This window comes from Bacteroides intestinalis, from assembly GCF_003464595.1.
Lineage (GTDB): Bacteria > Bacteroidota > Bacteroidia > Bacteroidales > Bacteroidaceae > Bacteroides > Bacteroides intestinalis_A.
Genome location: NZ_QRZF01000016.1, coordinates 26,553 through 40,391 on the forward strand (window position 1 = coordinate 26,553; position 13,839 = coordinate 40,391).

The window sequence follows — 13,839 nt, forward strand, 5'->3', positions numbered from 1 at the left end:
ATGTTAGAAGTTACAAAGATAACATTCAATAATAAAAATCCCACATTTGCCGCCTCAAAGTATTTTTAGTTTCATCTTCCCCTTGCTGTAACATCCCTATTTCCTGAAGATGATATAGTCTCTCCAGTAAAACGACAATCTGCTTTTCACAAATATGCATATCAGATATTTCTTTAATCCAGTCGACGGTTTCTTCAAGGACTACGACAGAAGAGAGAGTGAGTGCCTTTTGCTTTTCCGGTTTGCGAATCATATCTGCTAAAAACGACAGAATTTTAGAAACCATCTTTTTACTACGGCTACGGAAACGGGATTCCGGATTTTTCAAACGCAACAGAAAATATTCTCCAACCCATAAAGAAGCGATGAATGCCTCGGAAGAAGGCTGCTTTATCCCTTTCCAGAATTTAATCAGGAAAGTATCCACTTCTTCCAATATGCCGTCTGTATTATCATTTATATAAAACCTGTGTGCAAGGCATTCTATTACACATCCCAATTTAGCCACACAGACTCCATCTTTATTATCAGCGACCACTTTTTCCGCTTCTCTCAAGAATTTAAAAGCATTATCCTCTTCCATACGGTCATCATACAACCGGAACTGGTGGAATAATGAGAGAGATTGGCATAGCAAGTCATCAAAAGGGCAATCCGCATCATTCATATTCAAACGATTCATTCATTTCGAAGCTATAAAGATAGGAACGATAAAGATAATAACAAGCAAAAGAGAGTGGACAAAATTAACTTCCAAAAGACAATTAATTTTCAGCACATTATCTTATTAAAAAGGAGATTTTTCTAATAAGAGGTGGACAATTCAGAAAAGAAATGCGCAACCCGCTTCACACTTATCAGCGGAAAACGAATTGCGCAATTTACTTTTATATGAAAAATTACTTCAGCAAAGAAGCCGGATCCAAGTGGTCTGCTTCAATATCCTTAAAGTAGCGATAGGTGCCTACTTTCAATTCAAAAGTAGCTGCATCATCAGCAACAATGATACCTTTCTCATGCATTTGCAATGCACTGATGGTCCACATTTGTGTGATGGCACCTTCTACAGCATGATAGAGTGCAAGGGATTTGTTATGTCCGTTTACAATAATCATCACTTCCTTGGCTGAAAGTACTGTACCTACACCTACTGTCAAGGCTGTTTTAGGCACTTTATTTACATCGTTATCGAAGAAACGGGAATTGGCGATGATAGTATCCGTCGTCAGCGTCTTCTGGCGTGTGCGGGAAGACAAAGAAGAACCCGGTTCGTTGAAAGCAATATGTCCGTCGGGACCAATACCACCCATAAAGAGGTCGATGCCACCATAGGATTTAATTTTCTCTTCGTAACGGGCACACTCAGCATCCAGATCGGCAGCATTACCGTTCAGGATATTAGTATTCTCCGGATTGATATCGATATGGTTGAAGAAATTATTCCACATGAAAGAATAGTAGCTTTCGGGATGTTCTTTCGGCAAGCCGACATATTCATCCATATTAAAAGTAACCACATTCCGGAAGGAAACAATTCCTTTCTTGTTCAGGTCGATTAACTCCTTGTACATGCCAAGCGGTGATGAACCGGTAGGGCAACCCAGGACAAACGGTTTTTCAGGCGTCGGATTAGCGGCCTTAATTTTAGCGGCTACATAGTGAGCGGCCCACTTAGATACGGATTGATAATCCGGTTGAATGATTAATCTCATTGCAATTGTTTTTTATCAGGTTAATAAATTAGGGGTATTTTCAGTCAATTATTCCCTGTCCTTCTTCAGGCGGTCTGCCATAGAACGTGCCAGGTGTTCGCATTGTTCGTAAGTAATGTCCTTCATTGCCTGTTTCATCTCTACAGGATCGGCTATAATTTCAAATTTGCTCTTTTCAGCAAATTCAGCCATACGTTTCACCGCAGCACCTGCCCAGGTGAACGAACCGAAATAGCCCAGATAACGACCTTTTATCTCACGAATCAATATCTTAGAGAGCAGAGATTCTATATCCGGATAAATCTGGTTACTGTAAGTAGGGCTACCAATAATCAAGCCACGGTATTTAAAAATATCTGCAATAATATAAGAAGGATTACTCTTGCTTACATTATGCATCACAATGTTCTTGATGCCTTGTGCTGAAAGTTCAGCAGCAATAGCTTCTGCCATTTGTTCCGTATGGCCATACATGGAACCATAAGCAATTACCACACCTTCATCGGCAGCGTAACGGCTCAGTTTATCATATATGCCTATCACTTTGCTTATATTGTCTGTCCAGACAGGACCATGAGTAGAACAAATAGTCGTAATGTGCAAACCACCCAGCTTTTGCAAAGCCTTCTGTACCGGAGAACCGTATTTGCCTACAATATTAGAGTAGTAACGCACCATTTCGTCCCAATAACGGTCGGTATTGATACGGGTATCGAGGAAACCGCCATCCAAAGTGCCAAAACAGCCGAAACCGTCGCCGGAAAATAGTACGCCTTCTGTTTCGTCGAAAGTCATCATGGTTTCGGGCCAGTGCACCATGGGAGTCAGATAAAAACGTAGTTTATGATGTCCTAATGCCAGGAAATCTTCATCTTTCACAATGTATTGTTCGCCTGTCACTCCATAGTAACCTTCGATCATACCGAAAGTTTGCTTGTTACCTACAATAACAATATCGGGATAATGCTGCTTAATGAGGCGGATAGAACCGGAATGATCAGGCTCCATATGGTTGATGATAAGGTATTGGATAGGGCGTTCGCCTATGATGCTTTTTATTTTACGGAGATATACCTCAAAATAACAAGCATCCACCGTATCAATCAGAGCCACTGTTTCGTCGTCTATCAGGTAAGAGTTATAAGACACTCCATAAGGTAATGGCCACAAACCTTCAAACAGGTGTTTGTTACGGTCATTTACTCCCACATAGTGTATTTTTCCTTTTATCATAGTCTTCTGGTTCATAAAACTTCTTTATTTAGATTGATTCTACATTCAAACAGCCGCAAAAATAAGGCTTTTTTCTCACATTTCATATTTCTTTCCCTGATAAGCTCCGAGCTGACGCATTTTTTTTTGTATACGATGATTAAATTCATAATTTTTCAGTCCCCAGTCGGGTGCTATTAACAATTCTTTAGGAGACTGTGAGACAAAGCGTTCTAATACCAAATCCGGGCGTAGATGCTCTATGTAGTCCACTACCAAGTCAATATATTCTTCTACGTCAAACAGATGGAAATCCTCCGGATGTTGTTCATATTCATGTGCCATCCGGGTGCCACGTATCAGTTGTAACTGATGCATTTTCAAGGTGGTAAGGGGGATACGTGACAGAGTGGAAGCTTGTGCCACCAAATCTTCATGCCTTTCTCCGGGAAGTCCCAGTATGACGTGCCCACCGGTAAGAATACCACAGCCGGCAGTGCGTTCTACTGCATCTACCGTATCCTGATAAGTATGTCCTCGATTGATACGACGAAGTGTAACATCATTCGTACTCTCAATACCATACTCCACCAACAGGAAAGTATGTTTATTAACCTCTTCCAGATAATGAAGCAGGGCATCCGGCATACAATCCGGCCGGGTACCGATGACCAGACCGACTACATCGGGAACAGTGAGCGCTTCTTCGTATTTCCGCTTCAAGGCTTCCAACTCACCGTAAGTATTAGTATACGCCTGGAAATAAGCAAGGTACTTCATCTCAGGATACTTATGGGCAAAGAATATCTTCCCTTCTTCCAGTTGCTGGGTAACGGACTTTTCCGTACGGCAATACTCAGGATTGAAAGTTTGGTTGTTGCAGTAAGTACAACCACCATATCCCTTTGAACCGTCTCGATTGGGACAGGTGAAACCGGCATTGAGCGATATCTTCTGTACCTTATACGGAAAATAACGCTTCAGAAAGAGTGGAAATTCATTATATAATATAGGTGCGGTGTCCATACCCCTGTTATTTAATGACAAAAATAAGGCTTTTCTTCGAATAGTAGGCTATTTTGTGTTTACAAATAGAGGAATAATTCAGAAGTGTTCACAGCGATATACCTTCCTCAGATTTAAACTGTGTTTAAGTCTGACTTATCCCCTACCTTCTCCTTCCTATAAAGAAGGAGCAAATAAGGAGTAGGTAGGGAGTAGATAAGGAGTAGGTAGGGAGAAGGTATAGAGAAAACAAGTCAGGAATAGATTTTATAGCTTAGACACCACCCTATCATAATCTCATAGAACGCGCACCACTCATTTGTTAACGAACATAAAACGATTCTTTTTCACCTGTACTAAAAAATGTTATCCCTACAGATTATCAGCATTCTGCCTTATAGAACATACGTAGGAGAGTATCTTCATTAAATACTATTTAATGATTGGTGACGTATTTTACACACATTTTCCTCCACTTACAGGCATGGAAAACGAAATAAATTCATAGCTTTGCCTAAAACCTCGATCAATCAACCTATTAATACTATAATTACCATGGCTACTATCGCTCTCGATATAGGCGGCACCAAAATAGCCAGTGCTATTTTCCTCCCCGACGGAAGTATGTTGTTCAACCGGAAGCGCCTGCTGAAAGGAAGAACAGGACATGAAGTAGGCAAGCTTGCTGCAGAAATTCTTGCCAAACTCCTGACCATTGCCCGCAGAAGCCGTATTCAAATTGATGGTGTCGGCGTATGTGTACCCGGCATCGTTTATTCGCAAACGGGACGCGTGTGGGCTCCGAATATCCCTGGCTGGGAAAACTATCCACTACAGGAAGTGCTGCGTACCGTGACTGCGCCGGGTATTGAAATTTACATCGACAGTGACCGCACCTGCTATATGTATGGAGAAATGTGGCAGGGAGCAGCCAAAGAATGCCACAGCGCAGTGTTCATTGCCGTAGGCACAGGTATAGGTGCAGGAATCATCATTGACGGACACGTATTGCACGGAGCAAACGATATCATCGGCGCCACCGGCTGGATGGCATTGCAACCACCTTATAAAGAAGCATATGATGCCTGCGGCTGTTTTGAATATTACGCCTCAGGAAATGGAATCGGAGCCAGAGTGCGGGATGCAGTCCGTGCAAACAAAGCTTATAAAGGGCGCTTGCGCCAGAAACCGATCTGCCGGATTTCTGCTTATGATGTATTCAGTGCATACAATGAAAGTGACCCGATTGCTGTTTCTGTCTTGCACAAGGCAATAGAAATGTGGGGAATGGCTTCGGCTAACCTGGTCAGCTTACTAAACCCGCAGAAAATAATCTGGGGAGGCGGTGTATTCGGTCCTGCCTCCATCTTCATAGACGATATCTACAAAGAAGCCTGCAAATGGGCACAACCGCTCAGCATCAAACAGGTGGAATTTGTTGCCTCTCAATTGTCCGGTAATGCCGGACTGATAGGAGCTGCTTTTCTTGCTATCAAAAAGCACCTGTATGAGTAATCTCATCCCCTTATCACCTTATCATTTTATCACTTTATCATCTTTATTGATATGAGTAGTTACAACAAGAATCTGGTATTTACGGCTGCGTGCATCGGCATGTGCTTCTTTGGCATTTCGATGATCACCCTGGGGGCGGTACTACCATCCCTCACCACTAAACTGGCTCTGGATAACCTCCAGGCAACTGCACTGGTGACGTTCCTGCCTCTCGGCTTACTGGGAGGTTCCCTGCTTTTCGGTCCTATTGTAGACCGCTTCGGCCATAAAGCGCTACTACTACTCAGTTGTCTGGTTGTGCTCCTCGGACTGGAAGGAATCGCTTTCTTCACAAGTATTCCGCTATTACAGGTCTCTATTATAGGAATCGGATTGGGAGGTGGCATCCTGAATGGTGAAACCAATGCTTTGGTAGCAGACATCTCCGACGAAGCAGAAAAAGGCTCACGTCTCAGTCTGCTCGGGGCGTTCTATGGCATCGGTGCATTGGGGATTCCTGTACTGTTAAGCTTCCTGTCTGAATACTATTCTTTTGAAATCATCCTGCAAGGTACAGGTATGGTCATGCTGATTGGCATTTTATTCTGTCTTGGCATACGTTTCCCCGCCCCGAAACAACCGCAAGGATTTCCTATTAAGGAAGGATTGGGACTATTAAAGGAAAGCAGTTTATTATTGCTTAGCTTCATCCTCTTTTTCCAAAGTGGCATCGAAGGAGTTTGTAACAACTGGACTACCCTTTATTTGGGACAAACCACCAGCATCCCCGAAAACCGGGCACTTATAGCGTTGACTTGTATGGTAGCCGGATTGACCGTTGCCCGCTTGTTGCTGGTAGTCCTTTTCAAGAAGATTAAGCAAGAGACGGTTCTGCGAACCAGCTTAATTACGGCTGTGATTGGATTTGCACTACTGACATTCGCACCCGGTTTTGCACGTGCTGCCATAGGTATGATACTTATCGGGGCAGGATTGGCATCCACTTTCCCGGTCATACTCAGCATTATCGGCAGTCGTTATGCCTCCTTATCGGGAACGGCATTCAGTGTAGCCCTTGTTATCGCTCTTATCGGACAGACACTGCTGAACAGCCTCACCGGAATTATCTCACAGGGATACAGCATCGTTGTATACCCATATATGATGATAGTTTCACTGCTGATTATGCTTCTATTGTTTAAACGTTCACTCAAATAAAAGAAATTATTTACCCCCTAAAAAACAGAAAATTATGTTAGCACTTGAATGGTTAAAAAACGCGCATGGCATCATGGAAAAACTGGAAGCCACGCAATTGGAGAATATCAAAAAGGCAGCCACCGTTATGGCAGATTCTATCGAAGCCGGTCGTTGGGTACACACGTTCGGATGCGGCCATGCCACTATCCCTGTTGAGGAAATGTATCCGCGTATCGGTAGTTTCGTAGGTTTCCACCCGCTGTGCGAACTCCCGCTGACATTCTTTACACAAATCATCGGCCAGATGGGTATCCACCAGTTTCTGTTCTTGGAAAGAGCTGAAGGATACGGACAGGAAATTATGAAGAACTATGATTTCGACGCTAAAGATTGCATTTGGATATTTTCTCACACAGGTATCAATGCAGTAAATATCGACATCGCATTGGAAGCCAAGAAACGTGGCATGAAAGTAATTGTTTACGGCTCGGCAGGAGAAACAGGTGACAAAGCAAGCCGCCATTCCAGCGGTAAGAACCTGTTCCAGCTTGCTGATATTGTAGTAGACTCTTGCGTGCCCTTAGTAGACGCTTCCGTACCTTTGAAGAATCATTTCGATAAAGTAGGTCCGTTGTCAACCCTGAGTTTCGTTACCATGGTATGGATGACTATCACCACAGTTGCCGAGATCCTGGCAGATCGCGGTGTGCATCTATATATCCATCCGTCTCATAACGTTCCGGGAGACACGACAGCCCACGAACGACTGGATGCCGCTATTGCCGAATATCAAAAGAAAGTAAAAATCCTCTAACCAGTAGAAAATTCAATCATTATCTATGAGTGACGGTAGCCCGTTTCAGCTTTGCCCCCACAAAGCTGGACGGGCTTTTTTCGGCCTTACACATCAGGAAACATTATTTATCTATATCTTTTCGGTTTTTATCCCTATATTTGCTCCCCTAAAGAAATCAATCAGAATTATGAAACAGATAAGTATTGCAATTCTTCTTTGCCTCTGCACATTGGCAAGTTTCGCACAAGGCGGCCAGGCACTTGATTTAAAAGACATTGTATCGGGGAAATTCCGCGCAGAAAACATTTACGGAGTCATTCCCATTCCCGGAGACGGAGAACACTATTCACAGATGAATCCGGAAGGAACACAGATCATCAAATACTCTTTCAAAACAGGCAAACCGGTGGAAGTATTGTTTGATGCTGCCACTGCCCGTGAGTGCACATTCAAGACATTCGATAGCTATAGTTTCTCACCGGATGGCACCAAATTACTTATTGCAACAGAAACAACACCAATCTATCGCCATTCTTATACGGCTGTACATTATATATACAGTCTGAAACGAAATATCAACGGAGAAATCAATAACATTGTAGAAAAGCTCTCAGACGGTGGTCCGCAGCAGGTGCCGGTATTCTCACCGGATGGAACTATGGTTGCCTTCGTGAGAGATAATAATATTTATCTGGTCAAGTTCCTGTTTGGCAACAGCGAAAGCCAGGTAACGGAGGATGGCAAACGTAATGCCGTACTGAATGGTATCCCCGATTGGGTATATGAAGAAGAGTTCTCCTTCAACCGTGCACTGGAATTCAGTGCCGACAGCAAGATGATTGCTTATATCCGTTTTGATGAGACAGAGGTGCCCTCTTACAGTTTTCCCGTCTTCGCAGGAAGCAATCCTCATATCACAGCTTTCGAAAAGTATCCGGGAGATTACACCTATAAATATCCAAAGACCGGAGAAGCTAACTCTAAAGTGTCCGTACATACGTTTGATATCAAATCGAAAGTGACACGTAAAATGCAGGTGCCGATGGATGCCGATGGATATATTCCGCGCATCCGCTTTACACATGATCCTAACAAATTGGCTATTATAACGCTGAACCGTCACCAAAACCGCCTTGACATGTACTTTGGTGACCCACGTTCCACTGTTTGCAAACAAGTGCTGCGCGACGAAAGCGATGCTTATATTAAGGAAGCCGTATTTGATAATATAATTTTCTATCCGGAGAATTTCAGTTTTGTGAGCGAAAAGAGTGGTTACAATCATCTATATTGGTATAGCATGGGTGGCAACCTGCTTAAGCAAGTTACTGCCGGAAACTATGAAGTGAAAGATTTTTTAGGCTGGGATGCCGACGATGACAGTTTCTACTACACCAGTAATGAAGAAAGCCCTCTGCGGAAAGCTGTATACAAGATAGACCGTAAAGGGAAAAAGACCAAATTGTCTGCACAACCCGGTATCAATACTGCCCAGTTCAGTACGAACATGAAGTACTATATGAATCGTTACTCTAATCTGAGCACTCCTACCGTCATTACCCTGAACGACAATGCCGGTAAGGTGCTGAGCACACTTGTTACCAATGATAATCTGAAAAAGACCCTGGCACAATACAACGTACCTCAAAAGGAATTCTTTACCTTCCAGACTCAGGACGGAGTAACTTTGAACGGCTGGATGATGAAACCTACTGATTTCTCCGCATCCAAGAAATATCCCGTATTACTGTATCAATACAGCGGCCCCGGTTCACAACAAGTGCTCGACACATGGAGCATCAGTTGGGAAACCTATATGGCAAGCCGTGGCTTCATCGTGGTCTGTGTAGACGGACGCGGTACAGGCGGACGTGGTGCAGACTTCGAGAAATGCACTTACCTGAACCTGGGTGTGAAGGAAGCTAAAGATCAGGTAGCAACAGCCCAGTATATGGGTAGCCAGTCCTATGTAGACAAGAACCATATCGGTATCTGGGGATGGAGCTATGGCGGATACATGACCATCATGAGTATGAGTGAAGGTACTCCCGTATTCAAAGCCGGAGTTGCCGTAGCAGCCGTTACCGATTGGAATTATTACGATACGATATACGGAGAACGTTTCATGCGTACTCCCAAAGAAAATGCCGAAGGCTATAAAAGTTCCTCCGCTTTCACCCGTGCCAATCAGTTGAACGGAAACCTCTTGCTGGTGCATGGTATGGCTGATGACAATGTTCACTTCCAGAACTGTGCAGAATACGCAGAACATCTGGTACAACTGAACAAGCAGTTCGATATGCAGGTGTATACCAACCGCAACCATGGTATCTATGGTGGAAACACCCGTTATCATCTGTATACGAAACTGACGAATTTCTTTGAAAGAGAGCTGAAATGAAAGACAGAGTACGTAAGCCCGAATGGCTCAAGATAAGCATTGGAGCCAACGAACGTTATACAGAAACCAAACGTATCGTTGACTCCCACTGCCTGCACACCATTTGCAGCAGTGGACGTTGCCCCAATATGGGCGAATGCTGGGGAAAAGGAACCGCCACCTTCATGATAGGAGGTGATATCTGTACCCGTTGCTGTAAATTTTGTAACACACAAACAGGCAGACCTTTGCCATTGGATCCGAATGAGCCCACTCATGTGGCTGAATCCGTGGCATTGATGAAGCTATCTCATGCAGTAATCACTTCCGTGGACCGGGACGATTTACCTGATCTCGGAGCCGCACATTGGGCACGTACCATTCGGGAAATCAAACGCCTCAACCCGGAGACGACGGTAGAAGTACTAATCCCCGATTTCCAAGGAAGAAAAGAATTGGTAGCCCAAGTTATTGAAGCACGACCGGAAATCATCTCCCACAACATGGAGACTGTAAAGCGCATCAGTCCCCTGGTTCGCAGTGCTGCCCGTTATGAAACAAGTCTGGAAGTTATACGCCAGGTAGCTGCAAGCGGAACAACTGCTAAATCGGGTATTATGGTAGGACTGGGAGAGACACCGGAAGAAGTGGAAGAGTTGATGGATGACTTGCGCCAGACGGGCTGCCAGATACTGACTATCGGCCAATACCTGCAACCCTCGCATAAGCATTATCCTGTGGCAGAATACGTTACTCCTGCACAATTCGTTTCGTATAAAGAGAAAGGACTTGCTAAAGGTTTCGACCAGGTGGAGAGTGCACCGCTGGTGCGTTCTTCTTATCATGCCGAGAAACAAATTCGGTTCTATAAAAAAGAAACAGAATAAAAACCAATTGCTCTACTTATTTGTTATGTATGAAGTAACGGCAAAATAAAGTTAGCAATGTCTAAAAAAGGAGTTCTATCATCAAAGTTTAACATGTCTTTGGGATTCATCCCTGTTATCGTATCCATTGTATTATGCGAATTTACGACTCAGGACATTTCCATCTACATCGGTGCAGGTGTTGGAGTCCTCTATAGCCTATATACAATATGGGGTAAAGGGGCCAAGATTCCAAACTTTCTGCTTTACTGTACTACAGGAATGCTCCTGCTATTAACTTTTACGACCCTATTATTTGGCGATTGCAGTTCGCATGAAATGCTACCACTGACATTGGAAATCAGTGCTCTGATACCGATAGTTGTCATCTTCCTGAATAGAAAAAGATTTCTCGCCCACCAGATTTCCCAATCAAAAAAATGTAGCAAACAACTTTTTGCACAAGGGGCAGAATCCGCTATTGTCTCTACAAGGGTAACCATAATCATTGCCTTCCTTCATTTCTTTGCCATTTTCATCGCAATTCTACTACCAGGCCCCTTGAGCGAAACATCCCGTAATGTCTTGTTCCGCTATTGCCCACCTGCTGTATTCCTGTTAAGCATATTGTGCAACCAGTTTGGTATTCTGTACTTCAATATCATGATGAAGCATACAGCTTTTGTTCCTATAGTGAATACCAAAGGAGATGTAATAGGCAGAAGTCTGGCAGTGGATGCCATTAACCGGAAGAATGAATATATCAACCCGGTGATCCGTATCGCCGTTTCCCACAACGGCATGTTGTATCTCCGTCCGAGACCTCAGCGTTGTATGCTGGATGCCGGAAAAACAGATATACCCTTAGAATGTTATCTTTTATATGGAGAGACTTTGGAACAAGCCATTGTGCGACTTGTTAAACAATCGTTTCCGCAAGCTCCCATACAGGATTTGCAGTTCAACATCATGTATCATTTCGAGAATAAAGTGACTAACCGCCTGATTTATCTTTTCCTTATTGAAATAGAAGACGAGAATCTTTTGCGGGACAAACAAACCAGAGATGGAAAGCTCTGGACCTTCCAGCAAATAGAACACAATTTAGACAAGAACTTTTTCAGTTGTTGCTTCGAGAACGAATACGAACACCTGAAAGATGTTATTTATACAAGAGAAAAATACAAGGAATTTTAGAAAGATCAGGTACTTTGCCTTGCCACTCTTTCACGGTCTTGGTTTTGATATACTCTCCCTCACACGTAATATTTGCAGCAATACAGAGTTTGGTTTGCGGACGACAGTTACTCAGGATGTCTTCCACCATTTTATTATTGCGATAAGGAGTTTCAATGAAAAGTTGGGTTTGCTGTTCAGCATAGACCCGTTGTTCCAAAGTCTTTAGTTTTTTAGCACGTTCGCTCGGTTCGATAGGAAGGTAACCATGAAAAGCAAAACTTTGTCCATTAAAGCCTGACCCCATCACAGACATGATTATGGAAGAAGGTCCCACCAGAGGAACCACCTTTAAATTCTTTCGCTGTGCAATCGCCACCACATCTGCTCCCGGATCAGCCACAGCCGGACAACCGGCCTCAGAAATCACTCCCATAGACTGCCCTGCTACCAATGGTTTCAGGTAACCGGAAATATCTTCAGGCGAAGTATGTTTATTCAACGGATAAAAAGTCAATGCATCAATATCTATTTCCCGATCCACTTTCTTCAGAAAACGACGTGCAGAGCGCACATCCTCCACGATGAAATGACGAATACCTAAAATAATCTCCTTATTATAGGAAGGCAATACCGTTTCAATCGGTGTATCACCCAAAGTAACGGGCAAAAGATAAAGAGCAGTTTCCACGTTGATAAATGATTAATTATTAGTGATAAGTGATAAAAAAGAAGTGATGAGTGATTAATTTCCCTACAACATCATGTTGCATAGTCACTAATCACTCATCACTAACCGTTAATCATTATATATTAACCGTATATAATGTTTCCATTCTCATCCATATATTCATCCAGTCCTTTTTCATAAGTAGCCATAGCACGCAAACTCATTCCGACGCTGGAGAAACCACCATCATGGAACAGGTTTTGCATAGTTACCTTACGAGTCAAGTCGGAGAACATTACGATACAATAGTCAGCACATTCGTCTGCCGATGCATTCCCCAATGGAGACATACGGTTGGCAAAGTCGAACAGCTTATCCATACCTTTCACACCGGAACCGGCAGTTGTCATCGTAGGAGACTGTGAAATGGTATTGACACGTACATTATGTTCGCGACCATAGATATAACCGAAACTACGTGCAATAGACTCTAACAATGCTTTTGCATCAGCCATATCATTGTATCCGTAGAAAGTACGTTGCGCAGCCACATAGCTCAATGCAAGGATTGAACCATAATCGGCAATTGCATTCAGTTTCTTAGCTGCTTGTATCATCTTATGGAAAGATACGGCAGAAATATCAAGAGTCTTACCCAGCATATCATAATCCAGGTCATCATATGTGCGCTTCTTACGAACGTTCGGAGACATACCGATAGAGTGAAGTACAAAATCAATTGGACCGCCCAATACTTCCATGGAGCGTTTGAATACATTTTCCAAATCTTCTACGCTGGTTGCGTCAGCAGGGATAACTTCACACTGCAATTTATCTGCCAGTGCAGAAACTTCGCCCATGCGAACTGCTACCGGAGTGTTTGACAAGGTGATTGTTGCACCTTCTTCTACAGCTTTTTCAGCTACTTTCCAGGCAATGGACTGCTCATTCAGAGCACCGAAAATAATGCCTCTTTTTCCTTTCAACAAATTGTAACTCATACCTATAATATTAAAGTTTGCGAGATTTCAGCAGGCAAGCCAACAAGGTATTACTTTTGTGTACCCTTCCCCGTCGACTTGTATCTTATCACCTCGTTTACTGTTTTTTGAGGCCGCAAAGATAGTGCAAATTGAACGCATAGCAAAATAAGCTCGCTTATTTTTGCTATGCTGAAATGCCGCCTATCTTATTTAAAGATATGAACTTCCTGCATAAAAACCCCGAAAGTGTGCAAAGAAAAGGCCAAAACCACAAAAAATCCACCTAAACCAACAAATTGTGCACATGGTTTCAGCTAAAGCCCGATACATTTGCAAACGGTAATT

The 13,839-nt window shown here is 43.2% G+C and carries 12 protein-coding genes; 6 read left to right on the forward strand and 6 right to left on the reverse strand.

Going from position 1 to position 13,839, the window contains the following annotated elements:
• Positions 1 to 25: 25 nt before the first annotated feature.
• The 4 genes from DWW10_RS18790 to mnmL form a co-directional block, all read right to left on the reverse strand.
• Positions 26 to 682, reverse strand: a complete 657-nt coding sequence (locus DWW10_RS18790; RefSeq protein WP_022391895.1) for a hypothetical protein — start codon at positions 680 to 682, stop codon at positions 26 to 28.
• Positions 683 to 899: 217 nt separating this feature from the next.
• On the reverse strand, positions 900 to 1,712 hold the full coding sequence (nagB, locus tag DWW10_RS18795; protein WP_022391896.1) for a glucosamine-6-phosphate deaminase: 813 nt from the start codon (positions 1,710 to 1,712) through the stop codon (positions 900 to 902).
• A gap of 48 nt (positions 1,713 to 1,760) precedes the next feature.
• Positions 1,761 to 2,960 carry an FprA family A-type flavoprotein gene (locus tag DWW10_RS18800; RefSeq protein WP_118221957.1) on the reverse strand — a complete coding sequence of 400 codons (1,200 nt, stop codon included), beginning with the start codon at positions 2,958 to 2,960 and terminating at the stop codon, positions 1,761 to 1,763.
• Positions 2,961 to 3,020: 60 nt separating this feature from the next.
• The gene (mnmL, locus tag DWW10_RS18805; RefSeq protein ID WP_022391899.1) at positions 3,021 to 3,950 is read right to left on the reverse strand and encodes a tRNA modification radical SAM protein MnmL/YtqA; all 930 of its coding nucleotides are present in this window, start codon (positions 3,948 to 3,950) and stop codon (positions 3,021 to 3,023) included.
• A gap of 534 nt (positions 3,951 to 4,484) precedes the next feature.
• On the opposite strand from mnmL, the gene DWW10_RS18810 reads away from it, so the two are divergent.
• The 6 genes from DWW10_RS18810 to DWW10_RS18835 all read left to right on the forward strand — a co-directional run bounded on the left by DWW10_RS18810 (position 4,485) and on the right by DWW10_RS18835 (position 11,862).
• A complete protein-coding gene (locus tag DWW10_RS18810; protein ID WP_118221955.1) occupies positions 4,485 to 5,444 on the forward strand; it encodes an ROK family protein in 960 nt (319 codons plus the stop codon).
• 51 nt (positions 5,445 to 5,495) lie between these two features.
• Positions 5,496 to 6,641: an MFS transporter gene (locus DWW10_RS18815; RefSeq protein ID WP_022391850.1), complete on the forward strand. Its 1,146-nt coding sequence runs from the start codon at positions 5,496 to 5,498 to the stop codon at positions 6,639 to 6,641.
• A 34-nt stretch (positions 6,642 to 6,675) separates the two neighbouring features.
• Positions 6,676 to 7,437, forward strand: a complete 762-nt coding sequence (locus DWW10_RS18820; RefSeq protein WP_007666871.1) for a sugar isomerase domain-containing protein — start codon at positions 6,676 to 6,678, stop codon at positions 7,435 to 7,437.
• Positions 7,438 to 7,606: 169 nt separating this feature from the next.
• On the forward strand, positions 7,607 to 9,820 hold the full coding sequence (locus DWW10_RS18825; protein WP_118422100.1) for a S9 family peptidase: 2,214 nt from the start codon (positions 7,607 to 7,609) through the stop codon (positions 9,818 to 9,820).
• On the forward strand, positions 9,817 to 10,686 hold the full coding sequence (lipA, locus tag DWW10_RS18830; protein ID WP_118422076.1) for a lipoyl synthase: 870 nt from the start codon (positions 9,817 to 9,819) through the stop codon (positions 10,684 to 10,686). The genes DWW10_RS18825 and lipA overlap by 4 nt, the downstream gene beginning before the upstream one ends.
• Positions 10,687 to 10,743: 57 nt before the next feature.
• Positions 10,744 to 11,862 (forward strand): hypothetical protein, encoded by a 1,119-nt coding sequence (locus DWW10_RS18835; protein ID WP_118422077.1) that lies wholly within the window; start codon positions 10,744 to 10,746, stop codon positions 11,860 to 11,862.
• Here DWW10_RS18835 and DWW10_RS18840 read toward each other — a convergent pair.
• Positions 11,828 to 12,532 carry an SAM-dependent methyltransferase gene (locus DWW10_RS18840; RefSeq protein WP_022391854.1) on the reverse strand — a complete coding sequence of 235 codons (705 nt, stop codon included), beginning with the start codon at positions 12,530 to 12,532 and terminating at the stop codon, positions 11,828 to 11,830. The two genes, DWW10_RS18835 and DWW10_RS18840, sit on opposite strands and share 35 nt — an antisense overlap.
• Positions 12,533 to 12,654: 122 nt before the next feature.
• Positions 12,655 to 13,512 (reverse strand): enoyl-ACP reductase FabI, encoded by an 858-nt coding sequence (locus DWW10_RS18845; protein WP_022391855.1) that lies wholly within the window; start codon positions 13,510 to 13,512, stop codon positions 12,655 to 12,657.
• Positions 13,513 to 13,839: the final 327 nt, after the last annotated feature.

What these genes read in the sequence shown, in the direction of transcription:
- DWW10_RS18790 (WP_022391895.1), bottom strand. Translation starts at nt 682, where the DNA reads ATGAATCGTTTGAATATGAATGATGCGGATTGCCCTTTTGATGACTTG.
- nagB (WP_022391896.1), bottom strand. Translation starts at nt 1,712, where the DNA reads ATGAGATTAATCATTCAACCGGATTATCAATCCGTATCTAAGTGGGCC.
- DWW10_RS18800 (WP_118221957.1), bottom strand. Translation starts at nt 2,960, where the DNA reads ATGAACCAGAAGACTATGATAAAAGGAAAAATACACTATGTGGGAGTA.
- mnmL (WP_022391899.1), bottom strand. Translation starts at nt 3,950, where the DNA reads ATGGACACCGCACCTATATTATATAATGAATTTCCACTCTTTCTGAAG.
- DWW10_RS18810 (WP_118221955.1), top strand. Translation starts at nt 4,485, where the DNA reads ATGGCTACTATCGCTCTCGATATAGGCGGCACCAAAATAGCCAGTGCT.
- DWW10_RS18815 (WP_022391850.1), top strand. Translation starts at nt 5,496, where the DNA reads ATGAGTAGTTACAACAAGAATCTGGTATTTACGGCTGCGTGCATCGGC.
- DWW10_RS18820 (WP_007666871.1), top strand. Translation starts at nt 6,676, where the DNA reads ATGTTAGCACTTGAATGGTTAAAAAACGCGCATGGCATCATGGAAAAA.
- DWW10_RS18825 (WP_118422100.1), top strand. Translation starts at nt 7,607, where the DNA reads ATGAAACAGATAAGTATTGCAATTCTTCTTTGCCTCTGCACATTGGCA.
- lipA (WP_118422076.1), top strand. Translation starts at nt 9,817, where the DNA reads ATGAAAGACAGAGTACGTAAGCCCGAATGGCTCAAGATAAGCATTGGA.
- DWW10_RS18835 (WP_118422077.1), top strand. Translation starts at nt 10,744, where the DNA reads ATGTCTAAAAAAGGAGTTCTATCATCAAAGTTTAACATGTCTTTGGGA.
- DWW10_RS18845 (WP_022391855.1), bottom strand. Translation starts at nt 13,512, where the DNA reads ATGAGTTACAATTTGTTGAAAGGAAAAAGAGGCATTATTTTCGGTGCT.